Raw genomic sequence first — 24,571 nt, 5'->3', positions numbered from 1 at the left:
GTGTCCTCGGGTGCGGAGGGGCGAGCGCGCCGCCCGGTGCTTTCCGGCGACGGGCCGAAGGTCTCGGGTGGCGTCGCGGTGGGACGGACCCGGCGTCCGGTGTCCTCGGGTGGGGTGGGACGGGCCCGGCGTCCGGTGTCCTCGGGTGGGGTGGGTCGTGCCCGGCGGCCGGTGTCCTCGGGTGCGGAGGGGCGAGGGCGGCGTCCGGTGTCCTCAGGGGACGGCGCCAACCCGTTCGGCGGAGTGGGTCGGGCGCGGCGTCCGGTGTCCTCGGTGGACGGACGGCCGGTGGACGGTGCGAAGTAGTCCGGTGGCGCGCCGTTCGGCCGGCGGGTGTCCTCGGCGGGCGGGTAGCCCGCGCGGTCGGCGCGGGGCGGCCGGGCGTCGTCGGGCGGCGGTGCGGAGCGCCTGCCCTGCGGCGGCTGCGGCGCGGCGGGTGGCGGGCCCGAGGGCTCGGGTCTGTGCGGGTCCGGCGGCACGGGCCGCGGGATGTTCGTCCGGCTGTGCTGCTCCAGCAGCTCGGACACGCTCAGACCACCGCCGCCCTCCATGGAGCGGCGTCGGCGACCGGTGGGCTGGTCGTCCTGCGGTGCCTGGTCACCTCGGGGTCCGGGGCCGCCACGGCGGGGCTCGTCGGGCACCCGGTCTCCCTTCAGCATTCGGTCAGTAGCGGGTCGTCATCACGAGTTGACGACATCAAGGACACATTGGTTGCACCAACGGCGTGTCACTTGCCACGGCGATACTACGGATGACCGCCAGTCCTGACGACCACTGCCGGTGATGCAGGGGCGCTAGGTACTCAATTGTGCGCAGCAGACTACGGCCGAACGGGTGAATTGCCGGGTGAAGTCAGTAACCGGCAACCCGCGGCTCGGCGATCCCGCGCCGTCCCGCCGCGGCCCCGGCCAGGCGCACCCGACCGTTCTCGCGATAGGCGACGGCGTTCCGTCCCGACTGCTTGGCGGTGTAGAGCAGGCTGTCCGCGCGCAGCAGCTGTTGGTCCGGAGCCACCGGGGGACGCGTCGGCGAGTCCCCCACGGGAGGCTCATAAGCCAACCCGATGCTCACCGTCACCCGCAAACCGGGTGCCAGGGACGCCCAGGCGTGACGCTCGACACGCAGCCGCGCCGACTCGGCGATCGCCACCCCCGCGGTGACGTCCACCCCCGGCAGCACCAGGACGAACTCCTCGCCGCCGTACCGGGCGCAGAACCCGCCCTCCGGCAGCTCCTCCTGGAGCAGCTCGACGACCCGCTGGAGGACCCGGTCGCCCAGCAGGTGCCCGAAGGTGTCGTTGACCTGCTTGAACCAGTCCAGGTCGATCAGGGCGATGGCCAGGCCGTCGCCGACGCCGTGCTCGGGCACCATGTCCAGCAGCCGCTGGTCCAGGTATCTGCGGTTGTAGCTGTCGGTCAGGCTGTCCCGCAGGCTCTGCTCGCGGGCCTCGGCGTGCTCGCGCCGCAGCCGGTCGACCTCGCGGCGGAGCTGCTCGGGCACCTGCGGCTGCACGTCCTGGTCCGCGGAGACCAGGTCGAACGCCGACCTCAGGTGCTGGTACGCCTGCCGCCACTGGCCTCGGGAGGCGAGCAGGGTGGCGATCGACTCGTGCAGCTGCACCAGACCGGTGCCCTCCGACGCGGTCCGGTCCGGGTCGTCCGGGCCGCGGTCGCTGTCGGCGACCTCGGGTCGCAGTGCGGTCATCGCGCTCACCTCCCTACTTGCCAAGGTGTCGTCCCCTAGGAGGCGGCGCTTGAGCCGGCGGGACGCGTCAAAGGAGGATTTCCCTCGACTGGTTGACCGTGCACTGCTCCGAAACGGTGACGTTCAGCGGTCAGCGTGCCGGATCGTGCGCCGTGCGTGGTCGCCCCGCCGGGGGTCAGCCCGCGCAGGGCGCGAACCCGTACGCCTTCCCGTTGAGCAGGACGATGTGCTGGGAGCCGATCTGGCTGCCGACCTCCGCGCCGTCCCGCACGACGGTCAGCGTGACGGCGATCACCAGCACCACGCCGCGCGGGTGCTCGTCCTCGCCGGGCGGCGTCCAGGACGGGTCGAGCCGCAGCGTGGACAGGGTCGGCTCGACCCTGATCGTGCCGCCGGGCGGCTCGCAGCCGGCGTCGCGGAAGTCGGGGTGCTGCGTCTCGGCGAGCAGTTCGCGCTGCTCGGCGACGCCCTGCGCGCCCGCCTCGTTCAACGCGGTGAAGTAGCTGGTCACCAGCTCGCGCTCGACGTCGGTGACCTTGAGCGGGCGTGCCGTGCCGCTCACCCGCGGGCCGCAGGCGGTCAGCGCGAGCAGGCAGAGCGCGACCGCCGCGACCCGCAGCACCGGGTCAGCCACCGGAGTGCATCACGTCGGCGCCCACCGGCACGGTCGCGTCCTCCGGGTCGTCCAGCCAGCCCTCGGGCAGCACGACCTTCGCCGGCGAGCCCTGCCGCCCGCGCGGGCCCTCGGCGTCCGGCGGGAACTCGGCGTGCGGGTCCAGCGCGCCGAGCAGGTCGTCGAGCTCGCCGAGCGTGGAGACCATCGCCAGGCCGCGCCGCAGCTCCGCGCCCACCGGGAAGCCCTTCAGGTACCAGGCCACGTGCTTGCGCAGGTCGCGCATCCCCTTGTCCTCGCCGAGGTGGTCGGCGAGCAGGCGCCCGTGCCGCCCCAGGATCGCGGCGACCCGGCCCAGCGTCGGTCCCGGCGGGATCGGCTCGCCGCGGAAGGCGGCCTGGAGCTCGCCGAACAGCCACGGCCGCCCCAGGCAGCCGCGCCCGACCACGACGCCGTCGCACCCGGTGCGGGCCACCATGTCCAGCGCGTCCCGCGCGCTGAAGATGTCACCGTTGCCGAGCACGGGGATCGAGCCGACCGCCTCCTTGAGCCGCGCGATGGCCGACCAGTCGGCCTGGCCGGAGTACCGCTGGGCGGCGGTCCGCGCGTGCAGCGCAACCGCTTGCGCCCCCTCGTCCTCGGCGATCCGCCCGGCGTCGAGGTAGGTGAGGTGCTCGTCGTCGATGCCGATCCGGAACTTGACCGTCACCGGCACCCCGGCCGGCTCGGCGGCGCGCACGGCGGCCCGCACGATCTCCCGGAACAGCCGCCGCTTGTACGGCAGCGCCGCGCCGCCGCCCTTGCGGGTCACCTTCGGGACGGGGCAGCCGAAGTTCATGTCGATGTGGTCGGCGCGGTCCTCGCCGACGATGATTTTGGTGGCCTCGCTCATGGAGGCGGGGTCGACGCCGTAGAGCTGGAGCGACCGGGGGTGCTCGTGCTCGCCGAACGTGATCATCTCCATCGTCTTGGCGTCCCGCTCGACCACGGCCCGCGCGGTGATCATCTCGCAGACGTAGAGCGACGTGGGGCTGCCGAACTCCCGGCACAGCTGCCGGAAGGCGACGTTGGTGATGCCCGCCATCGGCGCGAGCACGACCGCCGGGTCGACCGCGTACGGGCCGATCCGGAGGGACTTGGTGGTCTCTGGTGCGATGGACATCCGTGCCATTGTCGCCCAGCGTGGGCAGTGGCGGACGACACAGCCGGAATCGGGTGCGGGCCGCGCTTGGCCGGACGTGCGGCCCGCGGTGCCCCGGTCGGGGTGCGCCCACCGATCCGGACACGCCTGTGGCGCGCACCACGTGACGTCACCACGATCGAACCGGGCGGCCGTCTTCCACTAGCCTTGACGACGGGCCGCTAGCTCAACTGGCAGAGCAGCGGACTTTTAATCCGCGGGTTCAGGGTTCGAGCCCCTGGCGGCCCACCAAAGCCCCAGGTCAGCGGCCTGGGGCTTCGGCTTATCAAGATCACCGCCACACTTTTGCCCCGATTTGTTCGCGCTCGTCGCTGATCACCGAGCCCAGCGCGTCGGCAGCGGCACGGCCTGGGGAACGCCGCCCCATGTAGACGTCCTGCGTCATCGACGGCCGGGAGTGGCCGAGGATGTCCGCGATCTGCCGGGCGGTCAGGCCCGCCTGGTCCAGCAGCGTCGCGACGGTCCGCCGGAACGTCCGGAAGGTCACCCACTCGTAGCCCGTGCGCTTCAGGAAGGGCTTCCAGGCCCGGTTGCGTACGTTAGTGGCTTTCCGGACGGTGCCGGTGGAGCTGGGGACGGACGCTGCGCGGCCGCTCAGGCCGTGCAGGCGCCGGCCCTGCCCGCGGAGTTCTGGGCTCAGCCCACGATCCGCGAAGCGTTCGAGTCCGCAACATCGGCCAGGTCTTCCGCGCTTACCGCCAAGCGCAGAGCCCCACGCTGCCGCAGGTCACCCTGGCGGAGTGGCTCGACCTGACGCAGGGCAGGGTGAGCGAAGTCGAGCGATCCCGCCGCCCCGTGACCGACCTGGAACGCCTGGAACGTTGGTGCAACGCCCTCCGCGTGCCGCGGCACCTGCGATGGTTCAACGCCGGACCGCCCGAGGTACACGAAACCCAACGGGCGCAAGAACAATCACTCTCGGACCTTGGACTCTCCTACGCGGCGTCGCTCCTGGCTACGGTGGAGGTGGTCGCCGAACTCGGGAGACACGACATGGAGCGCAGGACTTTCCTCACCGGCGCGCTGTTCAGCGTCGCCGCTTCCGTTGCCCCCAGCCGGGACTGGCTGCTGGCCACGCTGGACGAGGCGGGTGCGGCTCGCGGCAAGGTCAGTGGTGAGCAGGTCGCGGCGATCCGTCGAACGTTCGGCGTGTTCCAGGAGCTGGACGTCATGCGCGGCGGCGGCCACGCCCGCGCACAGCTCTCGGCCTACCTCACCTCCCACGTCGTGCCGCTGCTGCGCAGCAACGACCCGTCGACCGAGAACGGCCGTGCGTTGTTCGAGGCCGCCGCCGAACAGCTCTACCTGTTGGGGTGGATGGCCTTCGACAACGGCGAACACTCCCTGGCCCAGCGCTACCTGATCCAGTCTCTCCGCTTGGCCCAGGCCGCCGGCAGCCCCGAGCTGGGCGCGCACGTCCTGGCGGGCCTGTCCGACCAGGCCACCCTCACCGGCAACCCGGACCACGCCGTCCAACTCGCCAAGGCCGGGCGGGCCGGACTCGCGCAGGGTCACTCCGCCGCCTGCCTGGCCGACCTGTGGGCGTTGCAGGCCCGCGCCGAGGCCGCGATGGGTGACGCGAAGGCAGCGGCCCGCAGCGTGCACCGCTCCGAAGCCGCGTTCGCCGCCGTCGACCACTCCGACGAACCCGAGTGGGCACGCTTCATCGACCCGGCCTACCTCAACGGCGAGTACGCCCACACCTTCCGCGACCTCCAACGCCCCGAGGAAGCCGCCCACTTCGCCGCACTGTCGATCGCCGAATCGGAACGCCAGAACCGCGCCCGCCGAGGCTCGATGGCCCAGGCAGCCCTGTCCCGCGCCGCGATCGACCAGCACGACCTGGAGACCGCCGCATCCGCGGGCATGGCCGCCGCCAAACTCGCTGCAACCGTGAAGTCCTCCCGCTCGGTCGAGGCGGTCACCGACCTCCGCACCCGCCTTCGCGAACACCGCGACTCACCCGCCGTCTGCGACTTCCTCGACCTCTCCGGCGCACTACTTCCCGCTATGGGCGCACGCACCCAAGCGTGAACCAGCCCGTCAGAAGCACACGCGGTGAGCAGCCTCCACCGTTGGGCCCAGATCCGCAGTCACCTGAAGGTGTGACGATGATCGGCCTGCCATCAGCCTGAACTGGGGATAGTGGTCGGCCCGATGGTGGTATCGGTGAAGGGTATGGAATCTTCCGCCCATTGCCCACGATCGTGATCACATCACCACAGGAAATGTGAAAGTAGATCGCCATGACGTCATCACCCTGCACGGTCGCGCAGCAAGTACCGAACCTCTACGCGGTAGTGGACGAGGACGAGGCCGTCGCAGCCTGGATCATCAAGCTCCGCCCCGACCAGGTCGTTACCATCTTCCCCGACGGAACCACGACCCACGCCGCCGACAGCACCCGGCGCGCTCTGGACTTCGTCAACCTCGCCGAAGGCATCGACGGCCACTGCGTCACCGCTGTTACGGGCTCAGGCTCAAGCAGCTCCGAGGAGAACTCCGAGCCGCTGTAGTCGTCATGCACACGACATCCGTGCACAGCGTGCTATCGCGACATGTCACGAGGCTGGGATGAAGTCAACCATCAGACTCAAGCGCGAGGCGTTCCGTAAGGCTGCACTCCTCGCGGGCTACACCAGCGTGTACGGACTCGCACAGGCGATGAACGTAAACCGCTCCAACGTGATGCGGGTCCTGGAAGGCACCTCCCGCCCAGGCATACCGTTCATCGCCGGGACTCTCAGAGTGCTCAAGCCGTATACGTTCGAAGACCTCTTCGAGGTCGTGACATGCTCCTAACGTGACGCGCTATCAGAGTCACGAACGCTGCACTCCAAGTAGCTGGGCTTGATGCGGTCGTGTTCAGAGTTTCTTTTCTTCATCAAGGCGGCCCCCTTCGGGGGCCGCTGGCCGTTGGTGCCAGGCCGACGGCGGAGACCGGCACCCCGGTGTTGTGCGGCCCGCCCAAGGCCGCCTGGCGGCGTCCGGGCGTGCCGCACGAGGCATGGGCACCGGTCCCGCCGTCGGTGAGGAACGGCCAGCGGCCCCCGAAGGCGACCGCAAAAGACCCAAGATGCGCTCGCCGCGCGGCAGGCCAACAGGATGACCGGTGTCCGTGGCTGCTTCCGGACCCGGCGGGGACCGGGGCGACGTGTCATCCCGACGACCTCCCGAAGGGCTATCACGCGAGCCGGGGGCCTGCGAGCCTGGCGCCGCACCCGCCGGTCGGTCGGGCATGTCGCAGGCCCCCGGCTCGCGTGACAGGGCTGCGCCAGGTCGACGGGATGACACGAAGCCCCTCGTATGGAGAAGATCGGCGGTGGTCGGCCGGCATCGTCGGGTGCTTGTCTGAAGCGGGCATCGGCCAGTTTCGAGACTGGGCTGAACCGAATGAAAACCGGGGTAGGCGTGGGTATAGTCGCAGGTCACGAAGTGTCTTCCCCGCGCGAGCGGGGGTGGTCCGGCGCATGGCCCACTGCGACGTGTGCTGTCTGCGTCTTCCCCGCGCGAGCGGGGGTGGTCCGCGCCCTACGTTCGTGATCAAGAACGAAACGCAGTCTTCCCCGCGCGAGCGGGGGTGGTCCGCCGCGCGGTGCCGCCGCGACGCGGATCGGAGCGTCTTCCCCGCGTGAGCGGGAGAAAGATCAACGCCTCACTTTTGCCCCACAAAACTACGACAAGCGACCACGAAGGACGAACCACTGTGGTCATTCGCGAATGCTAAGAGCGCTGCTGATAGTAGGTCCTGGCATGGAACGGCAGGTCATAAGGGTGACCGCCAACAATCCGTCAGGTCATAAGTCGGCACAGTGCCAGGTGATCCGCCAAGGGGTGGTCGGGGCGTTCGGCTGACGCACCTGTGGACAGTTCGACGCCTTGGTGGCATCGGCCAGTCGACAGGCTTGCCCCAACATGGGGTGCAGGTATAGGTACTGTCGACCGCAACGGCCGCCACCGGCGACACTGCCAAGCCCTCAGTCGACGGGTGTGACTTCTGTCCGTGTGGACGCTTTTGGCGTTCAGTTTGCTGACAGTGTGATGCTCGACGCGAACACGTGTAACTGACAGTTGCCGGTTAGGCGCGTACAGCTATCTGCTAACGGATCGTTGGTTGGCTGCGATTACCGAGCCGATCGGAGGTATGCGTGCTTGCCTTGTTCTCGCGGTTCTACTGTCGGTATCGCTCGCCGGATGTTCGGAAGGTGAACGGCCCTCAAGTATCTCTTCGGCTGTAACGCAGACCACCGCGACTGCTACGACAACTCGAACCACAACTCCATCGCCTACATCGGCCGTTCCCAAGACGAGCCTGTTCCAATTAGGAGAGCAGGCAAGTGGCGGCTGTTCAGGTGCTGAATGTACCCTCAAATTCACACTCAGTAAGATGACGGACTGCACAGGTGGCTATGTGGGTGACCCGCCGCCCGTCGGGACGACTCGCAAGCTGCTGTGGATCGAAGTCCAGACGGGTAGTGCATACGACGTCTCGGATTTGCCCTCGGGCCTATTCACGCAGTTCGCGGCGATCAGTGCGAGCGGTGTCGCCAGTGGGAGAATCAACCCGTCCCTCACTTGGAGGTGTGCGCCGGAGGGAAGTCGCATTGGGTTCGGCGACGAGGATTGGCTGCCAGGAAAGAAGTACGCCGGAGCTGTCGAGGTCTACCTTCCCGACGACGCGAACAAGGTGTCCAACGCCCAGGGTTACTGGGAGTGGCTCGTGCGGTGAACTGTTTTGGCACTGTGGGGCTTCGCGTAGCTGACTTCTTGCCCGGTTGTCGTATGAGGATGTACAAGTCAAGTGAAGTTCAAGTCCAACTCCCTTGATTACCCCTCGAAAACAACGGCAAGCGGCGGCAGTGAACCGTCCCCCATGGGAATTTACGTTCGGAAACCTCTCAGGTGGCGACAGGGTAAAGCAACTAATAGTGGACAATAAGGACCAAGATCCACAACCTGCGGGTTCAGGGTTCGAGCCCCTGGCGGCCCACCAAAGCCCCAGGTCAGCCGCCTGGGGCTTCGGTGTGCCGAGATCACCGCCACACTTTTGCCCCGATTTGTTCGCGCTCGTCGCTGAGCACCGGGCCGAGCGCGTCGGCAGCAGCGCGGCCGGGTGATCGCCGCCCCGGAGGAAGATCATCGTTCCAGTCGCGCCTCATCTCGGCCGGACTTTCCGCGCCTACCGCCAGGCGCAGAGCCTCACCCTGGCGGAGTGGCTGGGCCCGAGGCAGGACGATCGCCCCCGTCGCGCCACGTCAAAACGCTCCGACGGCGAACCCCGCGCGCTCCCAGGTCGGCCGTCGTGCCTCGATCTCGCGGGCCGCCGAGTCGAGGCCGACGACTCGTTCCACGAGGCTGACGATAGCCGGCTCGGAGGCGGTGGCCGGGGTCGGTGGCTGCGGTTACCGTGCTCGTGTGCGGGTGGCTACGTGGAACGTCAACTCGGTCAAGCAGCGGATGCCCCGGTTGCTGCCCTGGCTGGACCAGCGAGCCCCCGACGTCGTCTGCCTGCAGGAGACCAAGCTGGCCGACGACGCGTTCGACGCCCTCCTCCGCGACGCCCTGGCCGAACGCGGCTACCAGGCCGCCGCCCACGGCGAAGGGCGCTGGAACGGGGTCGCGATCCTGTCCAAGGTGGGACTGGCCGACGTCGTCACCGGCGTCGCCGGCGCCCCCGGCTTCCCCCACCCCGAAGCGCGGGCGGTGGCCGCCACCTGTGGTGGGGTGCGCGTCTACTCCGTCTACGTCCCGAACGGCCGGGTGCCCGACTCCGACCACTACGCCTACAAGTTGGCCTGGCTGGCCGCCCTGCGGGACGTCCTGGCCGGTGAGCGTGAAGACCTCCTCGTCTGCGGCGACGTCAACATCGCCCCAACGGACGCCGACGTGTTCGACCCGGCCGCCTACGTCGGCCACACGCACGTCACGGAACCCGAACGCCGCGCGTTGACCGCCCTGCAGGACCTCGGCCTCCGCGACGTGGTCCGCGACCGGTGGCCGGACGAGCGGGTCTTCACCTACTGGGACTACCGCGCCGGCCGGTTCCACCAGGACCTGGGTATGCGGATCGACCTCGTCCTGGCGTCGGGCGCGGTGGCCGGACGGGTGCGGGCCGCCTGGGTGGACCGGCACGCCCGCAAGGGCGCCGGTCCCAGCGATCACGCACCGGTGATCGTCGACCTGGACACCGCGCCCGACGGGGACATCGGGCCCGTCGTGCCGCCGCCGTCCGCCCGGAAGCTCCCCCGCGGCTGACCGGGTCAGCCGGCCGACTCGTCCGGTTCCAGGTCGGCGCTCCACGACTCCCGCCGCGGTTGCAGGGCGAGCGCCGCCTTCAGCACCGCGTTCCGCACGCCGGTGAAGCGCCGCGCCCGCGCCAAGCGGTTGAGCGCCAGCGACTGCCTCACCATGCGCTGGGTCTTCCGCCGGCGGAGCGCGTCGTAGGCGACCAGCCCGGCCGGGAGGTCGTGCGTGTTCAAGCACTCGACCAGCGACACGCCGTCGATGATCGCCTGGCAGGCCCCCTGACCCAGGTCCGGCGTCATCGCGTGCGCGGCGTCGCCCAGCAGCACCACCCGCCCCTGGTGGTAGGTCGGCAGCGGCGGCAGGTAGTCCAGGGAGTGGCGCAGGACCTCCGCCGACCCCGCCAGCACCCGCGGGATGGGGTCGTGCCAGTCGCGGAACACCTCGTGCACGTCGGCGTCGGGGCCGGTCAGGGCGTACCAGTTGGTGCGGCCGTCGGCCTGCGGGGTCAGCCCGAACTTCACGCCCCGGCCCCACGTCTCGCCGCCGGCCGCCACCTCGACGTCCGCGGTCCCCCGCCACCCGATCGAGCCCGAGCGACGCACCTCGACGCCGAACAGGGACCGGCGGGTGGCGCTGTCGATGCCGTCCGCCGCCACGACCAGGTCGTGGTCGCAGTCCTGCCACCTCGCGGTCGAACCGAACCGGATGGCGCCCTCGGGGAGGGCCTCGGCCAGCAGCGCCAGCAGCGCCGGCCTGGTCAGCAGGTGCACGTCCGCCCGCAACGGCCCGATGCGCGAACCGTCCGGCCTGCGCAGCGCGCCCTCGGGCTGCCTGCGGCCGACCTGCCGGGCGGTCGCGCCCAGGCCGAGCCGGTCCAGCGCCTCGATGGCGTCGCGCCAGATGCCCAACCCCGTGCCGGTCGCGGGCAGGCTCGCCGCGCGCTCGTGGACCGTGACGGCCCACCCCGACTGGTGCAGGCCGATGGCCGCCGCCAGGCCGCCCACCCCTCCGCCGATCACCGCTGCTCTCATGCCGCGACCGTACTACAGATGTAGTACCGACTACTACGGGTGTAGTGTGCCGGGTCGTGACCAGGCGGCAGCAGGTGCTCGACGCGGCGATCCGGGTGCTCGGCACGACCGGGCCGCGCGGCCTGACGCACCGGGCCGTCGACGCCGCCGCCGGCCTCCCCGAGGGCTCCTCGTCCAACCACTTCCGCACCAGGGACGCGCTGGTCGCCGGCGTGGTCGACCGGCTGCTGGAGCGGGAGACCGAGCTGTGGGGCCGGCTCGCCGACGACGTCTCGACGCCGGACGGGTTCGCCACCGCCGTCGGTCGCCTGGTGGAGGAGCTGGCCCGCGAGCGGGTGCTCACGCTGGCCCGGCACGCGGTGTTCGTGGAGGCGGCCGTCCGGCCGGACCTGGGCAGGCGGATCGCCGACGCGCACCGCCGCATCGCCGGGTGGGCCGCGCCGCTGGTGCGCGCGCTGGGCTCGACCGACCCGCCGCGCGACTTCCGCCTGCTGCTGGCGGTGGTCGACGGGCTGCTCACGAACCAGTTGGCCAACCCGCAACCCGACTTCGCGCCGGGTGACGCCGTGCGGACGGTGCTGCGGGGGATGCTCGGCTTGCGCCCCGCCTGATGGCGTAGCCGCACGCCCGCCATCCTCCTCCCAGCGCGACGGGAACGCCGCGCCCGTCGGCTGATCGAGTGGTCGGACCACCGTGTTGCCCGAGGCCACTGTGGACGGTCGTCACGGGAACCCCCGGCCGCGGAGGGCGCGCCGTGACCGGGCGACCAGGTGCGGGCCGAAGAGGACGACCTGCGCGCGCTGCCGGGTTCGGCGGACCGACGGCCGATCCCGCGCGGTTCCCCCGGTCGACGCCGGACGCCGCGCGGGGCGACGCCGTCGAGCCGACGGCGACCACCGTCACGAAGGGCGAGGGGATCGCGGACCCGCGGTCGGCGGCGCGGTGTCGGCGGTCGCCGGCGGCGCGGTGCGCGGGTCGGCCTTCGGCCGCTGCCTGGTCGGCCGGTGGTGACGCGGCTGGTCGTCGGGCACCTCGCAGGCGAGGCCGTCCCGGTCCCGGTCCAGCCGGTGGCGGTCGTGGCCCCGGACCTCGATGCGCGTCACACCCTGGTCCCGCAACCACTCACAGGCGCGCCCCAGCCCCGGCGGGAACAGGCCCGGCGGGAACAGCCACGGCACGCACACGCCGTCCGTCACGTAGGCGTTGTCGCAGCGGTGGGGTCGGTGGGGGCGCTGGCGCGACGGCGGTGTGGACGGCGGTGCGGTAGTGGTGGCGGGCGGTGTCTCGACGGTGGTGGTGGTCGTCGCGGTCGGTTCCGCCGTGGTGGCCACCGGGACTTCGAGGCGCGGCGGCGGCGCGGCCACCACCGTGGTCGTGGTGGACTGCACCGGCTTGAGCACGGTGGTGTGGGTGGCGCTGAGCACGCCCGGCTGCACGGGGCTCAGGTCGACCCGCCGGACGTCCACCGGACGCGGCTCGTAGGCCGTGATCACCAGGAACAGCAGGGCGCCGCACGCCAACGCGCCCGCCGACCCGGCGATGCCGGTACGGCTGATCCTGCTCATCGGTACCCGCTCCAGACGCGACACCACGGTGGTCACGTGGAATCGCCGAGTCGGTCAAAGGCGTTACGCCACGCGGATTTCCGGCTCCCGCGCACACCGCGCGGGAGCCGCGCCGGGGGCCGGCCTCAGCCGCTGCGGTCCGGGCCGGCGCGGTGCAGGTCCACCCGCAGCACGACGCGCCGTTCACGGACCATCGCCGCGCGGTAGTCGTCCCAGTCCGGGTGCTCGCCGGAGATCCGCCGGTACAGGTCGACCAGCGGCTCCATCGCCGCGGGCAGCGGCACGACGCTCGCCGTGCCCTCCACCTGGATCCACTCGCCGAAGAACCCCTCCGTCATGAAGCACAGCGCCACGCGCGGGTCGGCGCGGACCTGCCGCACCTTGTAGGCGGTCTCACGCGTGCTGACCACCACGAAACCCGCGTCGTCGACGGACGCGAGCACGGGGGACATCTGCGGTGAGCCGTCGGGGCGGTACGTCGCCAGCACGGCACGCGGGTTGCGGCGGATGAAGTCACGGGCCCGGTCGAGTTCCATGGACCACATCTTGGCCCCCGGCCGGTGATCACGCCTGTGGCACCATCGGATCATGTCGTCCGACGTGGGCATCCTGGGCCCTGGCACGGTGACCTGGCAGTTGCACGCCGACCCGGCGATGTGGGTCGCGGGGATCACGAGCCTCTACCTCCAGTCGCTGCACCCGCTCGCGGTCGCGGCGATCGTGCAGAACTCGTCCTTCCGGCGGGACCCGTTGGGCCGCTTGCGGCGCACCGCGAGCTTCGTCGGCACGGTCAGCTACGGCACCACCGAGGAGGTGCGGGCCGCCGCGGCCAGGGTGCGCTCGGTGCACCGCTCGCTGCGCGCGCAGGACGGGTCCGGCCGCCGGTACCGCGTCGACGACCCGGAACTGCTGCTGTGGGTGCACTGCGCCGAGGTGCACGCGTTCGTCACGGTGCTGCGCCGCGCCGGCTACCGGCTCACCGACGCCCAGGTCGACCGCTACTACGACGAGCAGCGGCGCACCGCGGCGCTCGTCGGCCTGCACGCGGACGAGGTGCCGGGCAGCGCCGCCGCAGTGGCCGAGTACTTCGCCGCGACGATCCCCGCGCTGCGCCGCACCGACGATTCCGAGGTGGTGTACCGGTTCCTGCACCGGCCGCCGGTGACCGGCCTGCTGAAGCTCGGGCTCGACGTCTACGAGCCGTTGCTCGGCCACCTCGCGTACTCGTTGCTGCCGCCGTGGGCGATCGCTCTGCACGGGCACCGCCCGTACCCCGCGTCGACCGCCACGGCGCTGCTGCGCGGGTTGCGCGCGGCGGCCCGGCTGGTGCCGACGCGGATTCGCTGGAACGTGACGGAAGGCCACGTGATGCGTGCCATCCGGCGGCTCGGGAGCAGCGCGACACCACGGCGTTCACTGCTGCCGTAAGGCTTTCCCGAGACACGCACCGGGATGCGCGACGTCACACCGATTCCTGGGCCGAATGGCCTAGTGTGTTGATCTGATGAGACGTTCGTCGCACCGGTGGGGCGGAAACCGGTGCCTAGCATGAGGAACCGCCCGGCGCGCGATCCGCGCCGCGGTACCCGAGCACCGAGAGGTTCGCAGCCATGCTGTTCCGACGACTGCTGCCCGCGACCGCGGTGGTGGCAGCCCTCACGCTCGTCGCCGCATGCGGTGGCGCGGCCGACGACACGCTCAAGGGCAAGGCCGACGACGGCGCGCTGACCGTCGGCATCCGGTTCGACCAGCCGGGGATGGCGCAGCGCCGGATCGACGGCAAGTACGTCGGGTTCGACGTGGACGTCGCCAAGTACGTGGCGCAGCAGCTCGGCGTGCCCGAGTCCGGGATCACCTGGAAGGAAGCCAGGTCCGCCGACCGCGAGCGGTTGATCGCCGACGGCGAGGTGGACTTCGTCGTCGCCACCTACTCGATCACCGACCAGCGCAAGGAGCGGGTGGCCTTCGCGGGCCCGTACTTCCAGACCGGCCAGGGCCTGCTGGTCCGCTTCACCGAGGAGGCCGTCACCGGTCCGCAGGCGTTGAACGACAAGAAGCTCTGCTCGGTCAGCGGGTCGACCTCCGCGCAGAAGGTGAAGGCCGAGTTCGCGCAGGGCGTGCGGCTGGTGGAGTACGGCCAGTACTCGGACTGCGTGACCGCCCTGCTGGCGGGCAACGTCGACGCCGTCACGACGGACGAGGCGATCCTCGCCGGGTACGTGGCGGAGAACCCGGAGCTGCTCAAGCTGGTCGGCGACACCTTCACCACCGAGCGGTACGGCGTCGGCCTCGCGAAGGGCGACGACCGGGGCCGGGCGGACGTGAGCGCGGCGATCCAGAAGATGATCGACACCGGCGAGTGGCGCAAGGCGTTGGAGCGCAACATCGGGCAGGCCGGCGTGCAGCTGCCGGACCCGCCGCAGGTCACCGAGAAGTAGCGCCACGAGCCGGGAAGCGGGTAGTGCTGGGCGTGGTCAACCGATACGCTCGCCTGCGCAGGCCGTGGTTTCTGTGTTCGTGTCTCACGCTCGCGGAACGACACGCGGGCGTGCGCCCCTCGCTGGAGGCGGCGGGGGGAACGCCCCGGGACGGCCGGGGCTGCATGGTGCAGCCCCAAGCTTTCCTGCGATGGAGGCAGGTACATGGCACTGGGCACTGTCAAGTGGTTCAACTCCGAGAAGGGCTTCGGCTTCATCGCCCAGGAGAACGGCGGGCCGGACGTCTTCGTCCACTACTCGGAGATCCAGGGCCAGGGTTTCCGGACCCTGGAGGAGAACCAGCGGGTCGAGTTCGAGATCGGCCAGGGCACCAAGGGTCCGCAGGCCCAGAACGTGCGGAAGGTCTGATCGCACCTTCGTGACGGCGCAGGCCCCCGACCGGGTTCCGGTCGGGGGCCTGTCGCGTTCCGGGGTTCTCGATCGGTCGCGGTCCGGTCGGTCGCGGTCGGATGGGTCTCACGCGTGATGCCGGAGGCGCGGCCGGGTCGGTCCCGAAGTCGCGGTGGTCCGGCCCCGAAGGCGTGGCCGTGCGCCGGCTGCCCCCGGCGTGCGGTCGGCGGAGGGTGCGACCGGGCGCGGGCCCGCACCCGCGAGGGGCGCGGCCCGGCCGGTGGCGGCTCGCCGGGTGCGCTACATGCCGCGCTGGCGGGCTTCCCACTCCAGGCGCTGCATGACCCACTCCGTGGCCAACGCCTGCGGCGACGTCCGGCGCTCGGCGGCGAGTTCCTTCAGCTGCTCGTTCGCCATCAGCTGGAGGCGGAGCTGGTAGACCTGCGCGTTGCCGAAGCTGTTGCCGGTGGTCGTCTCGGCGTCCGTCGTCTCCGGCGCCAGCGCCGCCAGGTACGAGGACAGCTCCTCGTCGGGCAGGATTTCGTCCTGCTCCTTGGCGGGCGGGCGGTGGCGGCCGGACTTGTTGCGACCTAGCGATCCAAGAGGCACCGCGCAACGATAACGGTTGCATTGCGGAACACCCCAAACTGTGGCTTGCGTCACAGCCGTGTGCATGGAGAGGCCCCCGCGCCAGGGGGAGGAACGCGGGGGCCGGAGGGGATCTCCACAGGCGCTGACCGGGGGTGTGTCAGCAATTCGGATTGTTGCACGCGCACGGGGCTCTGGGGAGTGGGTTGGCCCCAAATCTTCAGCTTGTCGATGGCCGGAACCCGCGCAGCCGCAGGCTGTTGGTCACGACGAAGACACTGGAGAACGCCATCGCGGCCCCCGCTAGCATGGGATTCAACAGTCCGAGCGCCGCGAGCGGCAAACCCGCAACGTTGTAGGCGAACGCCCAGAAAAGATTTCCCTTGATGGTGCGGAGCGTCCGGCGGGACAACCGGATAGCGTCCGCCGCCGCCCGCAGGTCGCCGCGCACGAGGGTCAGGTCGCCCGCCTCGATCGCCACGTCCGTGCCGGTGCCCAGGGCCAGCCCGAGGTCGGCCGTCGCGAGCGCGGGCGCGTCGTTGACGCCGTCGCCGACCATCGCCACCACGCGGCCCTCCGCCTGGAGCCGGCGCACCACCTCGACCTTCTCGGCGGGCAGCACGCCGGCGACCACCTCGTCGATGCCGACCTCGGCGGCCACCGCCTCCGCGACCACCCGGTGGTCACCGGTCAGCAGCACCGGCCGCAGGCCCAGCGCCCGCAGCTCGCGGACGGCGCGGGCACTGGTGGGCTTCACGGCGTCGGTCACCGACAGCAGGCCGAGCGGCCGGTCGTCGGCGGCCACCGCGACCACCGTGCGGCCCCGCCGCTGCTCCCGCTCCGCCCGGTCGAGCAGCGCGTCCGGCAGGTCCACCAGGCTCAGCCGCCCGACGGTCACCCGCCTGCCGTCCAGCACGGCCGTGACGCCCAGGCCCTCGCGGTTGGCGAACTCCGCGACCTCCGGCAGCACCGGCACCTCGGCCCGCGCACCGCGCACGACCGCCGCCGCGACCGGGTGCTCCGAGCCCTGCTCGACCGCGCCCGCGACGGTCAGCAGCTCCGCGCGGGTCACGCCGTCCGCCGGGATCACGTCGACCAGGTCCAGCCTGCCCGTGGTCACCGTGCCGGTCTTGTCCAGCACCACGGTGTCCACCCGGCGCGTCGACTCCAGCACCTCCGGGCCCTTCACCAGGATGCCCAGCTGCGCGCCCCGGCCGGTGCCGACCAGCAGCGCCGTGGGCGTCGCCAGCCCCAGCGCGCAGGGGCACGCGATCACCAGCACCGCGACCGCCGCCGTGACGGCGAACTCCAGCGGGCGCCCCGCGAGCAGCCACCCGACGAGGGTGAGCACCGCGACGGCCAGCACGACGGGCACGAACACCGCCGAGACCCGGTCGGCCAGCCGCTGGGCCTCGGCCTTGCCGGACTGCGCGCGCTCGACCAGCCGCGCCATGTGGGCCAGCTGGGTGTCCCGGCCGACCCGCGACGCCGCGACGACGAGCCGGCCGCCGGCGTTGACCGTGCCGCCGACCACCTCGTCACCCGCCCGGACCTCCTCCGGCACCGACTCGCCGGTCACCATCGAGCGGTCCACGGCCGACGCGCCGGACACCACTACGCCGTCCGTGGCGATCCGTTCACCCGGTCGGACCACGAAGTGCTGGCCCACCCGCAGCTGCCCGATCGGGACGCGGGTCTCCACGCCGTCCGCCAGCACGCCGACGTCCTTCGCGCCGAGCTCCAGCAGGGCGCGCAGCGCGGAGCCCGCCCGGCGCTTGGACCGCGCCTCCAGCCACCGTCCGAGCAGCAGGAACACCGTGACGCCGACCGCGACCTCCAGGTAGATGTCACCGGTCGTCGAGGGGCGCGGCAGGAAGCTGAACTCGTGCCGCATGCCCAGCGCCCCGGCCTCGCCGAACACCAACGCGTAGAGCGACCAGAGGTAGGCGACGACCACGCCCATCGACACCAGGGTGTCCATCGTGCTCGCGCCGTGCCGGGCGTTGACGGCGGCGGCCCGGTGGAACGGCCACCCGCACACCCACACCACGGCCGTCGCCAGGGCCAGCGCCGGCCACTGCCAGCCGGGGAACTGCCAGGCCGGGACCATGCTGAGGACCACGACCGGCGCGCCGAGGAAGGCCGCGACCGCGACCCGCTCACCCAGCTCGCCCGCGTGGTCCTCCTCGGGGCGCTCCGGGCTCGCGGCGTAGCCGGCGGCCTCCACCGCGGAGACCAGGTCCGCCACCGCCGTGCCTGCCGGGAACTCGACGCTGGCCTTCTCGGTCGCGTAGTTCACCGACGCCGTGACGCCGGCGAGCTTGTTGAGCTTGCGCTCGATGCGGTTCGCGCACGACGCGCACGTCATGCCGGAGATGGCCAGCTCGACGCGGTGGGTGGTCTCCGTGGTGGTCATCAGCCGACCAGCTCGTAACCGGCTTCGGTGATCGCCGCGCGCACCTCGTCCCTGGTCAGCTCGCGGGTGCTGGTGACCGTGACGGCGCCGCTGTCGAGCTTGACGTCGACGCCGGTGACGCCGTCCACGGCGGTCAGCTCCTCGGTGACGGAACCGGCGCAGTGGCCGCAGGTCATGCCGCTGACGGTGTACGTGGTGGTGACGGACATGAGCACCTCTCTCCTCGGCTGTCCGTCCGAGGATACCCCTAGGGGGTAGGGCTATCCCCCTGCGGGCCCTCCAGGTTCGTGATCTCGCCCTCCAGGCGCACGACCAGCTCCTCCAAGCCCGCGAGCATCCCGTCCAGCTCGGACATCTTGTCGTTCATCACGGCGTCGATGTCGGCCTCGATCGCGGCCAGGGACAGGCCGCCGAACAGCAGCTGGGGGTCGGTGGGCGCGGTCGACGGCCCGGTGGTCGACGTCCCGGCGGGATCGGCCTGGTCGGGCGTCGCGGCCGGGTCCACCGGGGGTGCGGTGTCGCCCTCCGCGGCTTCGGGTTGCGCGGTTCCGGGCTGTGCGGCACCGGTTCGTGCGGGGTCGGCCTGAGTGGCGTCGGCGGCCGGGGGCGTGGGCTCGGTGGGCTCCGCCGGGGCGTCCAGGGGCTGTGGCCGGGGGTCCGGGTTCGTCATGGGTCCACCCTCTCGTAGTTCGCGACAAGCAGATCACGCCCTGCTTGACACCGGGTCGCTGACACGGAAAGTGACGCTCCGTTGCCTTGGAATCACTCTGCGGGGGGCTGCGGCGGTTCGACGGGCTCGCTTAGCCTCGCGCCAACCTCAAGTCGGGGAGGCGTCATGAGCGGCTCGCTAGAAGTGCGTCAGTTCCTGTGGAACCAGGACGACATCATGTCCAGGCCGGGCGGTGGGGTGCCCGCACAGCGGACCGGCGAACCATCGCGGATCTCGGACGAACAGGTCCACCGCGCGCGGCTGTCCGTGGCCCGTGGCGCGACCAGCGCCGAGGACTGCCGACTGCTGCTCGACATGCTCGGTCTGTCACCGGGCGAGGACGGGGGCGCGCCACCCGTCCAGCGGTAGGACGCGCGCGGTCCGCCGGTTCGCGCCCCCTCGGGGTGCGGACCGGCGGCCGCCGGGTGGCTCCCGTCGCCGCGAACGGTGGAGAAATCGCAGGTCAACAACTTGTGCCACCCCCGTTTTGGAGTAGTTGGCACTCGTGCCCTATGCTTACGATGCTTCCACCGGACAGCGTGGAGGGCCTGGAGAAGAAGGTGGCCCAAGAGGTTGCTGGAGGAACCGGTCCCCATCGTCTAGCGGCCTAGGACCCCGCCCTTTCAAGGCGGTAGCGCGGGTTCGAATCCCGTTGGGGGCACGTAGTAGAGCAAGGCCCAGTGGCGCAGTTGGTTAGCGCGTCGCCCTGTCACGGCGAAGGTCGCGGGTTCGAGTCCCGTCTGGGTCGCAAGGCTGTTCGGCTGCACGGCCGAGCCGCTACCTGGCCAGGTAGCTCAGTTGGTACGAGCGACCGCCTGAAAAGCGGTAGGTCGGCGGTTCGACCCCGCCCCTGGCCACCAGACCAGCAGAAACCCCCGCGCAATGCGATTGCGTGGGGTTTCCGCTTTTCAGGGCTTTCCCCGGAGTCGGCCGGCCGCGAATCGCAGCACGGCGAACGCCTGGTCGTCGTGCACTTTCGACCGCCGCCACCGGACCCGTTCCGGGTCGTTCGCCTCGGCGCGCCGGATCTCGTCCAGCACCGCTTCCGGGCCTTTCGCCGATGTGACGTCCAACACGGCCGACCAATCCGCGAACAGGCCGTAGTCGTCCACCCCGCACGAGACGCCGTCGGTCGCCATCAGGACGGTGTGCACCGCGTCACGCCGCCACGACCGGCGCACCGCGCGGTGGGCGGCGGCCGGGTCCGCCTCGGCCACCCAGAAGCCGCCGTCGCGGTTGCGCCAGTCCGTGACCCGGTCGACCCGGCCGCGCAGGTCGCGCAGGCGGTCGTCGGCCACGACCTCCGGGGCCGCGCCGTCCGCCGTGCCGAACACCACCACCGGGGTGTCCGCGAGCACCAGGGCGTCGACCGCGTCGTCGGTCCAGCGGACGATCGCGACCGTGCTGGACGGCGAGTCGCCGGGGACGAGGCCGTGGCGGTCCGCCAACCGGCCGATGACGCCCGCGAGTTCGTCGGCCAGGTCGCCGCGCAGCCCGCCGAGCGCGCGGAACTCGTCCGCGAGGGCCCGCGAGTGCCAGCCGCCGTCCCGTTCGCGCGGCGTCGGCGAGGTGGCGCCGTCCAGCAGGACCACGGCGTCCGGGAGGACGACGACCCGGTCCTCGGTGGGGCGGGGCTCGCCGTCCAGGCCGACCCCGGCGCGTTCGGCGGTGGTGATCTCCGGCGCGGTGGTCTCGGGCGCGGTGGTCTCGGGCATCGACTCCGAGCTTAGTGTCAACCTGGGTTGACAAGTGGCCGCGTGTCAACCAAAGTTGACGTCATGACGGAGGCAACGCAACTCGCCTCGGCGGCGGGCGACCAGGACCCCAAGGTCGGGCTGAGGGCGGTCGGCGCGCTGCGCAGGCTGCTCGAACAGCTGGAAGCGGTCCAGGTCCGCAACGCTCGCGTCCGGGGCTGGTCCTGGCAGGAGATCGCGGCCGAACTGGGTGTCACCAGGCAGGCCGTCCACAAGAAGCACGGGGGTGTCCGGTGATCGGCGAGAGGTTCACCAGGGAGGCGCGGCGAGCGGTGCACGCCGCCGTCGCGGAAGCCGAGCGCGCGGCGGCCGGCGAGATCGCGCCCGAGCACCTCATGCTGGCCCTGCTGGACACGCCGGTCCTGGCGGAGTTCGGGGTGACGCGAGCGGCGGTGGAGGCCGACTTCCGGGAGATCCGGCGCAAGGGCGGGCTCAGCCGGGCCGACGAGGAGGCGCTGAAGGGGCTGGGCATCGACGTCGGCCAGGTGGTGGCCTCGGTCGAGCGCTCGTGGGGCGAGGGTGCGCTGGCCACCCGGCCGCCCACGCTCCGGCGCAGGCTGTTCGGGACGCCGTTCCACCCGGCGGCGAAGAAGGTGCTGACCCGCGGCCTGGTCGAGGCGCGCGACCTCGGCCACCGGAAGCTCAGGCGGGAGCACCTGGTCCTGGCGCTGCTGGCCGGGCGGGGGTCCGTGGCCGAGGTGCTGGCGGCGCGCGGCGTGCACTACACCGAGGTCAGGCGGCGGGTCGCGAACTCCAGGTGACCAGGGGCAGGAACGCCTGCGTCAGGGGGCCGATGGCCAGGGCGTACAGGACGGTGCCGACGCCGATCGTGCCGCCCAGCGACCAGCCGACGGCCAGCACCGCCAGCTCCACCGCGGTCCGGACCAGGCGCAGCGAGGCCCCGGTCCGCGCGCAGAACCCGGTCGTCAGGCCGTCGCGCGGGCCGGGGCCGAGCCGCGCTCCGATGTAGACGGCGGCGGCCAGTCCGTTCAGGACGATGCCCGCGACCAGGAACAGGGTGCGCGGCAGCAGTTCCGCCGGCGCGGGGAGGACGGCGAGCGTGACGTCGACCGCGACGCCGATCAGGAGGACGTTGCAGACCGTGCCGACGCCGGGGCGCTGCCGCAGGGGCGCCCAGCACAGCAGGACGAGCGCGCCGACGAGGATGGTGACGACGCCGAAGCTCAGGCCGGTGCGCTTGGTCAGGCCCTCGTGCAGCACGTCCCACGGGTCGAGGCCCAGCGTCGCGCGGATCTGGAGCGCCATGCTCGCGCCGTAGAGCCAGAGGCCCGCGACCAGTTGGGTCAGGCGGCGGGCGGGTGCGACGGAGACGGGGACCTGGTGGAGTGCGGCGAGCATGGTGGCCATCCTCAGCGGCGATTGGCTTTGTTTTCCAGAGCCAAAGTTGAATAATTGGCCACATGAACCACGACGTCCCACCAGGTGGACGTATATCCGGCTCTCGACTCGCCCGCCTGCTCGGCGAGTGGCGGCGGCGCGGCGCGCGGCAGGGCTCCGCCGACCTCGCGGCGGCGATCCGGATGCTCGTCCTCGACGGCCGGCTGCCCGCCGGGACCCGCCTGCCCGCCGAGCGCGAGATGGCCGAGGCGCTGCCCGTCAGCCGCACCATGATCACCGCGGCACTCGACCAGTTGCGGTCCGAGGGGCTGGTGGCCAGCAGGCGTGGCGCGGGGTCGTGGATCAGCCTGCCGACGGGGTCGCTCGGGATGGTCCCCGACACCCCGCTGGTCGGGCACAGCATGGTCGACTTCGGCCGCGCCGCGCCGCCCGCGATACCCGGCATGCTGGCGGCGTTCGACCGGGTGCGGCTGCGGCTGCCCGAGCACGTGGTCGACCACGGTTACTACGAGCACGGCCTGTTCGACCTGCGCAAGCGCATCGCGCAGCGGTACGAGGCGCGCGGGCTGCCGACGTCGCCGGACCAGATCGTCATCACCAGCGGCGCGCAGCACGCGCTGGCGCTGGCGCTGCGGCTGCTCACCGGGCCGGGCGACCGGGTGCTGGTCGAGCAGCCGAGCTACCCCAACGCGCTCGACGCGATCAAGGCGGTGTCGGCCATCCCGGTGCCGGTGGCCATGACGCCGACCGGGTGGGACCTGCCGGGCATCGCGGCGGCCCTGCGCCAGGCCGCGCCGCGCATGGCGTACCTGGTGCTGGACTTCCACAACCCGACCAGCCACCGGCTGGACGCGGAGGGGCGGGCGGAACTGGCCGACATCGCGCGCCGCGCCCGCACGCCGCTGGTGATCGACGAGACGGTGGTCGAGCTGGACCTCGACGGCGATCCGCTGGACGGTCCGCCGCCGATGGCGTCGTACGCCGAGGACCTGGTGGTGACGCTGGGGTCGGCGAGCAAGGCGTACTGGGGCGGGTTGCGGATCGGGTGGATACGGGCGTCGGCCGAGGTGGTCCACCGCCTGATCTCGACGCGGACGGCGCTGGACCTCGGTTCGGCGGTGTTCGAGCAGCTGGTGCTGGCCGAGCTGATGACCGAGCCGGACCAGGCGCTGGCGGCCCGGCGGACCCTGCTGGCGGAGCAGCGCGACGTGCTGATCGCCGGCCTGCGCGAACACTGCCCGCAGTGGCGGTTCCGCCGGCCGGCGGGCGGGCTGAGCGTGTGGTGCGAACTGGACGCGCCCATCAGCACCCGCGTGGCCGTCGTGGCGCAGAACCACGGCATCCGCCTCGCTCCGGGGTCGCGGTTCGGGGCGCACGGCGGGTTCGAGCGCTGGCTGCGCCTGCCCTACGTCCTGCCGTCCGACGTGCTCCGCGACGCGGTCCGGCGGCTGGGGCTGGTGGCGGCGTCGGTGACGGGCACGAGCGCGAACGTGCCCGGCGAGGCGGACGCCACCATGCCCGTGGCCTGACCAGCCCCAACGCCCCTCGCCACCCCCGCCCCCTCTGCGTCCCGCACGCCCGACCGCACTCAGCCCTGTGCACCCTCCCCGTCCACTCGCTCAGGCCCACGACCCAGCTCGCACCCGAGCCCGCACCCGCGCTCGCGCTAGCCCGCACCCGCACACGCACCCGCGCGAGGCCGAGGCCACGCCCACGCGCACGCCCGGAGGCCACGCCCACGCCGGAGGCGAGGCCACGCCCGAGGCCGCAACCGAGCCTGAGGCCACGACCACCGACAGGGCCGGGGCCGAGGTGCAGGGCCAGAGGCGAGTGCAGGGCCGATGCCGACGTCAGCGTGCCGATGCCGATGTCAGCGTGGAGGCGGGAAAGCGCGGCGGGGCGGGGCGGGGTCGGTGGCCACGCCTGCGACTGCGCCCACGTCCGCTGGGCACGCGGCCGCCTGCGAACGTGTGCCGTCGTCGTCGGCGCCGCGCCTGCCGGTGCTGTTGGCGGCTGTGCCTGCCGGCCGGTCGTCGCGTTGGCCGACCGTGGTTGTGCCTTGTCGCGGGCTGGGGCTTGGGGGCTTGGTCGGGTTGGGCGGCGCTGCGTTCTCCGTTGTGGCCGTGTCGCGGTGTTGGCCGTGTCGCTGTGTTCGCCGTGCCGCTGTCTTCGTCGTGCTGTGGTCGTCGCGGTGTCGACGTTCTTCGTCGTGCCGCGTGGAGCGTTGCTCGCCGTGTGCCGCTGCCTCCTTGAATCCGGCAACGAAATCGGTAAGTCGAAAGTGCCCGACGGCGGGGGATTTCTTGTGAGTTCACCCTACTAAGCGAACGGCGGTGGGTTGGTCACTCGGGTGGGGGTTCGCTGGATCGGGGGGTGTCGTCACCGTCGGGCTCCGGCGCAGCCCCTCGTTGAGCCGGAGCCCGACGGTGGTCCTACGTGGACCTGCGGCGGGGACGCTCCAGGGAATGGCGTCCCCGACCGCAGGTTCCCGTGTGATCCCGTTGACGCAGGGGCAGTGCGGCGACGGGATCATGCCCGTTCCTGCCGGGGCGCGGTC

Annotated in this window: 26 protein-coding genes and 4 tRNA genes; 17 read left to right on the top strand and 13 right to left on the bottom strand. The window is 71.8% G+C overall.

What is annotated here, in order from left to right; genetic code table 11:
- Positions 1 to 852: 852 nt before the first annotated feature.
- From C8E97_RS33575 to dusB, 3 genes are all read right to left on the bottom strand, one after another.
- Positions 853 to 1,704 (bottom strand): GGDEF domain-containing protein, encoded by an 852-nt coding sequence (locus C8E97_RS33575; RefSeq protein WP_121012918.1) that lies wholly within the window; start codon positions 1,702 to 1,704, stop codon positions 853 to 855.
- 175 nt (positions 1,705 to 1,879) lie between these two features.
- Entirely contained in the window at positions 1,880 to 2,338 is a 459-nt protein-coding gene (locus tag C8E97_RS33570) for a hypothetical protein (RefSeq protein ID WP_246019314.1), read from the bottom strand.
- Positions 2,331 to 3,479, bottom strand: coding sequence for a tRNA dihydrouridine synthase DusB (gene dusB / locus C8E97_RS33565; protein WP_121010444.1), 1,149 nt, complete (start codon positions 3,477 to 3,479; stop codon positions 2,331 to 2,333). Before dusB ends, C8E97_RS33570 begins: the two co-directional genes overlap by 8 nt.
- A gap of 194 nt (positions 3,480 to 3,673) precedes the next feature.
- Here dusB and C8E97_RS33560 point away from each other — a divergent pair.
- Positions 3,674 to 3,749 (top strand) — tRNA-Lys (locus C8E97_RS33560).
- 40 nt (positions 3,750 to 3,789) lie between these two features.
- Here C8E97_RS33560 and C8E97_RS33555 read toward each other — a convergent pair.
- Positions 3,790 to 4,116: a tyrosine-type recombinase/integrase gene (locus C8E97_RS33555; RefSeq protein ID WP_281275499.1), complete on the bottom strand. Its 327-nt coding sequence runs from the start codon at positions 4,114 to 4,116 to the stop codon at positions 3,790 to 3,792.
- Between C8E97_RS33555 and C8E97_RS33545 the strand changes: the two genes are divergently transcribed.
- From C8E97_RS33545 to C8E97_RS33525, 5 genes are all read left to right on the top strand, one after another.
- Positions 4,101 to 5,552, top strand: coding sequence for a helix-turn-helix domain-containing protein (locus C8E97_RS33545; protein WP_342776283.1), 1,452 nt, complete (start codon positions 4,101 to 4,103; stop codon positions 5,550 to 5,552). The two genes, C8E97_RS33555 and C8E97_RS33545, sit on opposite strands and share 16 nt — an antisense overlap.
- 212 nt (positions 5,553 to 5,764) lie before the next feature.
- Positions 5,765 to 6,034, top strand: coding sequence for a hypothetical protein (locus C8E97_RS33540; protein WP_147455304.1), 270 nt, complete (start codon positions 5,765 to 5,767; stop codon positions 6,032 to 6,034).
- 58 nt (positions 6,035 to 6,092) lie between these two features.
- Entirely contained in the window at positions 6,093 to 6,320 is a 228-nt protein-coding gene (locus C8E97_RS33535; RefSeq protein ID WP_121010431.1) for a transcriptional regulator, read from the top strand.
- Positions 6,321 to 7,905: 1,585 nt separating this feature from the next.
- The gene (locus C8E97_RS33530; RefSeq protein WP_147455303.1) at positions 7,906 to 8,247 is read left to right on the top strand and encodes a hypothetical protein; all 342 of its coding nucleotides are present in this window, start codon (positions 7,906 to 7,908) and stop codon (positions 8,245 to 8,247) included.
- Between the two features lie 686 nt (positions 8,248 to 8,933).
- Positions 8,934 to 9,773, top strand: coding sequence for an exodeoxyribonuclease III (locus tag C8E97_RS33525; RefSeq protein ID WP_211347182.1), 840 nt, complete (start codon positions 8,934 to 8,936; stop codon positions 9,771 to 9,773).
- Positions 9,774 to 9,778: 5 nt separating this feature from the next.
- Here C8E97_RS33525 and C8E97_RS33520 read toward each other — a convergent pair whose 3' ends face one another.
- Positions 9,779 to 10,795: an FAD-dependent monooxygenase gene (locus C8E97_RS33520; RefSeq protein ID WP_121010424.1), complete on the bottom strand. Its 1,017-nt coding sequence runs from the start codon at positions 10,793 to 10,795 to the stop codon at positions 9,779 to 9,781.
- Between the two features lie 56 nt (positions 10,796 to 10,851).
- Here C8E97_RS33520 and C8E97_RS33515 point away from each other — a divergent pair, with 56 nt between their 5' ends.
- On the top strand, positions 10,852 to 11,406 hold the full coding sequence (locus tag C8E97_RS33515; RefSeq protein WP_121012912.1) for a TetR/AcrR family transcriptional regulator: 555 nt from the start codon (positions 10,852 to 10,854) through the stop codon (positions 11,404 to 11,406).
- A 288-nt stretch (positions 11,407 to 11,694) separates the two neighbouring features.
- Here C8E97_RS33515 and C8E97_RS33510 read toward each other — a convergent pair whose 3' ends face one another.
- Both C8E97_RS33510 and C8E97_RS33505 read right to left on the bottom strand, forming a co-directional pair.
- Complete coding sequence (locus C8E97_RS33510; protein WP_147455302.1) at positions 11,695 to 12,360, bottom strand: hypothetical protein; 666 nt, start codon at positions 12,358 to 12,360, stop codon at positions 11,695 to 11,697.
- Between the two features lie 125 nt (positions 12,361 to 12,485).
- Positions 12,486 to 12,896 carry a PPOX class F420-dependent oxidoreductase gene (locus C8E97_RS33505; RefSeq protein ID WP_121010418.1) on the bottom strand — a complete coding sequence of 137 codons (411 nt, stop codon included), beginning with the start codon at positions 12,894 to 12,896 and terminating at the stop codon, positions 12,486 to 12,488.
- A gap of 52 nt (positions 12,897 to 12,948) precedes the next feature.
- Between C8E97_RS33505 and C8E97_RS33500 the strand changes: the two genes are divergently transcribed.
- The 3 genes from C8E97_RS33500 (at position 12,949) to C8E97_RS33490 (ending at position 15,206) form a co-directional block, all read left to right on the top strand.
- Complete coding sequence (locus C8E97_RS33500; protein WP_121010414.1) at positions 12,949 to 13,788, top strand: oxygenase MpaB family protein; 840 nt, start codon at positions 12,949 to 12,951, stop codon at positions 13,786 to 13,788.
- Between the two features lie 182 nt (positions 13,789 to 13,970).
- Positions 13,971 to 14,798, top strand: coding sequence for a glutamate ABC transporter substrate-binding protein (locus C8E97_RS33495; RefSeq protein WP_121010411.1), 828 nt, complete (start codon positions 13,971 to 13,973; stop codon positions 14,796 to 14,798).
- Positions 14,799 to 15,002: 204 nt separating this feature from the next.
- Positions 15,003 to 15,206, top strand: a complete 204-nt coding sequence (locus C8E97_RS33490; protein ID WP_015105489.1) for a cold-shock protein — start codon at positions 15,003 to 15,005, stop codon at positions 15,204 to 15,206.
- Positions 15,207 to 15,488: 282 nt separating this feature from the next.
- Here C8E97_RS33490 and C8E97_RS33485 read toward each other — a convergent pair whose 3' ends face one another.
- The 4 genes from C8E97_RS33485 to C8E97_RS33470 form a co-directional block, all read right to left on the bottom strand.
- The gene (locus C8E97_RS33485) at positions 15,489 to 15,797 is read right to left on the bottom strand and encodes a hypothetical protein (RefSeq protein ID WP_121010408.1); all 309 of its coding nucleotides are present in this window, start codon (positions 15,795 to 15,797) and stop codon (positions 15,489 to 15,491) included.
- Positions 15,798 to 15,996: 199 nt separating this feature from the next.
- Entirely contained in the window at positions 15,997 to 18,192 is a 2,196-nt protein-coding gene (locus tag C8E97_RS33480) for a heavy metal translocating P-type ATPase (protein ID WP_121010405.1), read from the bottom strand.
- A complete protein-coding gene (locus C8E97_RS33475) occupies positions 18,192 to 18,401 on the bottom strand; it encodes a heavy-metal-associated domain-containing protein (RefSeq protein ID WP_121012910.1) in 210 nt (69 codons plus the stop codon). The genes C8E97_RS33480 and C8E97_RS33475 overlap by 1 nt, the downstream gene beginning before the upstream one ends.
- 38 nt (positions 18,402 to 18,439) lie before the next feature.
- On the bottom strand, positions 18,440 to 18,862 hold the full coding sequence (locus C8E97_RS33470; RefSeq protein WP_121010402.1) for a hypothetical protein: 423 nt from the start codon (positions 18,860 to 18,862) through the stop codon (positions 18,440 to 18,442).
- Positions 18,863 to 19,027: 165 nt separating this feature from the next.
- On the opposite strand from C8E97_RS33470, the gene C8E97_RS33465 reads away from it, so the two are divergent.
- The 4 genes from C8E97_RS33465 (at position 19,028) to C8E97_RS33450 (ending at position 19,761) form a co-directional block, all read left to right on the top strand.
- Positions 19,028 to 19,270, top strand: coding sequence for a hypothetical protein (locus tag C8E97_RS33465; protein WP_121010399.1), 243 nt, complete (start codon positions 19,028 to 19,030; stop codon positions 19,268 to 19,270).
- A gap of 219 nt (positions 19,271 to 19,489) precedes the next feature.
- Positions 19,490 to 19,562, top strand: a tRNA-Glu gene (locus C8E97_RS33460).
- Between the two features lie 13 nt (positions 19,563 to 19,575).
- A tRNA-Asp gene (locus C8E97_RS33455) sits at positions 19,576 to 19,649 on the top strand.
- Positions 19,650 to 19,684: 35 nt separating this feature from the next.
- Positions 19,685 to 19,761 (top strand) — tRNA-Phe (locus C8E97_RS33450).
- A 48-nt stretch (positions 19,762 to 19,809) separates the two neighbouring features.
- Here the strand turns inward: C8E97_RS33450 and C8E97_RS33445 are convergent.
- Positions 19,810 to 20,616: a hypothetical protein gene (locus C8E97_RS33445; protein ID WP_121010396.1), complete on the bottom strand. Its 807-nt coding sequence runs from the start codon at positions 20,614 to 20,616 to the stop codon at positions 19,810 to 19,812.
- A gap of 63 nt (positions 20,617 to 20,679) precedes the next feature.
- On the opposite strand from C8E97_RS33445, the gene C8E97_RS33440 reads away from it, so the two are divergent.
- Entirely contained in the window at positions 20,680 to 20,892 is a 213-nt protein-coding gene (locus C8E97_RS33440; protein ID WP_121010393.1) for a helix-turn-helix domain-containing protein, read from the top strand.
- Positions 20,889 to 21,416, top strand: a complete 528-nt coding sequence (locus C8E97_RS33435) for a Clp protease N-terminal domain-containing protein (RefSeq protein WP_211347181.1) — start codon at positions 20,889 to 20,891, stop codon at positions 21,414 to 21,416. Before C8E97_RS33440 ends, C8E97_RS33435 begins: the two co-directional genes overlap by 4 nt.
- Here C8E97_RS33435 and yczE read toward each other — a convergent pair.
- A complete protein-coding gene (yczE, locus tag C8E97_RS33430) occupies positions 21,388 to 22,014 on the bottom strand; it encodes a membrane protein YczE (RefSeq protein ID WP_425470648.1) in 627 nt (208 codons plus the stop codon). The two genes, C8E97_RS33435 and yczE, sit on opposite strands and share 29 nt — an antisense overlap.
- Positions 22,015 to 22,076: 62 nt before the next feature.
- Between yczE and yczR the strand changes: the two genes are divergently transcribed.
- Positions 22,077 to 23,543 (top strand): MocR-like transcription factor YczR, encoded by a 1,467-nt coding sequence (yczR, locus tag C8E97_RS33425; protein ID WP_121010387.1) that lies wholly within the window; start codon positions 22,077 to 22,079, stop codon positions 23,541 to 23,543.
- Positions 23,544 to 24,571: the final 1,028 nt, after the last annotated feature.

Origin of the sequence: Saccharothrix australiensis, from assembly GCF_003634935.1 — a bacterium.
GTDB lineage: Bacteria > Actinomycetota > Actinomycetes > Mycobacteriales > Pseudonocardiaceae > Actinosynnema > Actinosynnema australiense.
Note: the sequence above shows the minus strand (reverse complement) of the source record. Positions and strands in the feature narration are given on the sequence as shown.

Bases quoted from the DNA above. Each gene is read 5' to 3' on its own strand.
- C8E97_RS33575 (WP_121012918.1), bottom strand. From the start codon at position 1,704: ATGACCGCACTGCGACCCGAGGTCGCCGACAGCGACCGCGGCCCGGAC.
- dusB (WP_121010444.1), bottom strand. From the start codon at position 3,479: ATGTCCATCGCACCAGAGACCACCAAGTCCCTCCGGATCGGCCCGTAC.
- C8E97_RS33540 (WP_147455304.1), top strand. From the start codon at position 5,765: ATGACGTCATCACCCTGCACGGTCGCGCAGCAAGTACCGAACCTCTAC.
- C8E97_RS33535 (WP_121010431.1), top strand. From the start codon at position 6,093: ATGAAGTCAACCATCAGACTCAAGCGCGAGGCGTTCCGTAAGGCTGCA.
- C8E97_RS33530 (WP_147455303.1), top strand. From the start codon at position 7,906: ATGACGGACTGCACAGGTGGCTATGTGGGTGACCCGCCGCCCGTCGGG.
- C8E97_RS33520 (WP_121010424.1), bottom strand. From the start codon at position 10,795: ATGAGAGCAGCGGTGATCGGCGGAGGGGTGGGCGGCCTGGCGGCGGCC.
- C8E97_RS33510 (WP_147455302.1), bottom strand. From the start codon at position 12,360: ATGAGCAGGATCAGCCGTACCGGCATCGCCGGGTCGGCGGGCGCGTTG.
- C8E97_RS33505 (WP_121010418.1), bottom strand. From the start codon at position 12,896: ATGGAACTCGACCGGGCCCGTGACTTCATCCGCCGCAACCCGCGTGCC.
- C8E97_RS33500 (WP_121010414.1), top strand. From the start codon at position 12,949: ATGTCGTCCGACGTGGGCATCCTGGGCCCTGGCACGGTGACCTGGCAG.
- C8E97_RS33495 (WP_121010411.1), top strand. From the start codon at position 13,971: ATGCTGTTCCGACGACTGCTGCCCGCGACCGCGGTGGTGGCAGCCCTC.
- C8E97_RS33490 (WP_015105489.1), top strand. From the start codon at position 15,003: ATGGCACTGGGCACTGTCAAGTGGTTCAACTCCGAGAAGGGCTTCGGC.
- C8E97_RS33480 (WP_121010405.1), bottom strand. From the start codon at position 18,192: ATGACCACCACGGAGACCACCCACCGCGTCGAGCTGGCCATCTCCGGC.
- C8E97_RS33475 (WP_121012910.1), bottom strand. From the start codon at position 18,401: ATGTCCGTCACCACCACGTACACCGTCAGCGGCATGACCTGCGGCCAC.
- C8E97_RS33470 (WP_121010402.1), bottom strand. From the start codon at position 18,862: ATGACGAACCCGGACCCCCGGCCACAGCCCCTGGACGCCCCGGCGGAG.
- C8E97_RS33465 (WP_121010399.1), top strand. From the start codon at position 19,028: ATGAGCGGCTCGCTAGAAGTGCGTCAGTTCCTGTGGAACCAGGACGAC.
- C8E97_RS33445 (WP_121010396.1), bottom strand. From the start codon at position 20,616: ATGCCCGAGACCACCGCGCCCGAGACCACCGCGCCGGAGATCACCACC.
- C8E97_RS33440 (WP_121010393.1), top strand. From the start codon at position 20,680: ATGACGGAGGCAACGCAACTCGCCTCGGCGGCGGGCGACCAGGACCCC.
- yczE (WP_425470648.1), bottom strand. From the start codon at position 22,014: ATGCTCGCCGCACTCCACCAGGTCCCCGTCTCCGTCGCACCCGCCCGC.
- yczR (WP_121010387.1), top strand. From the start codon at position 22,077: ATGAACCACGACGTCCCACCAGGTGGACGTATATCCGGCTCTCGACTC.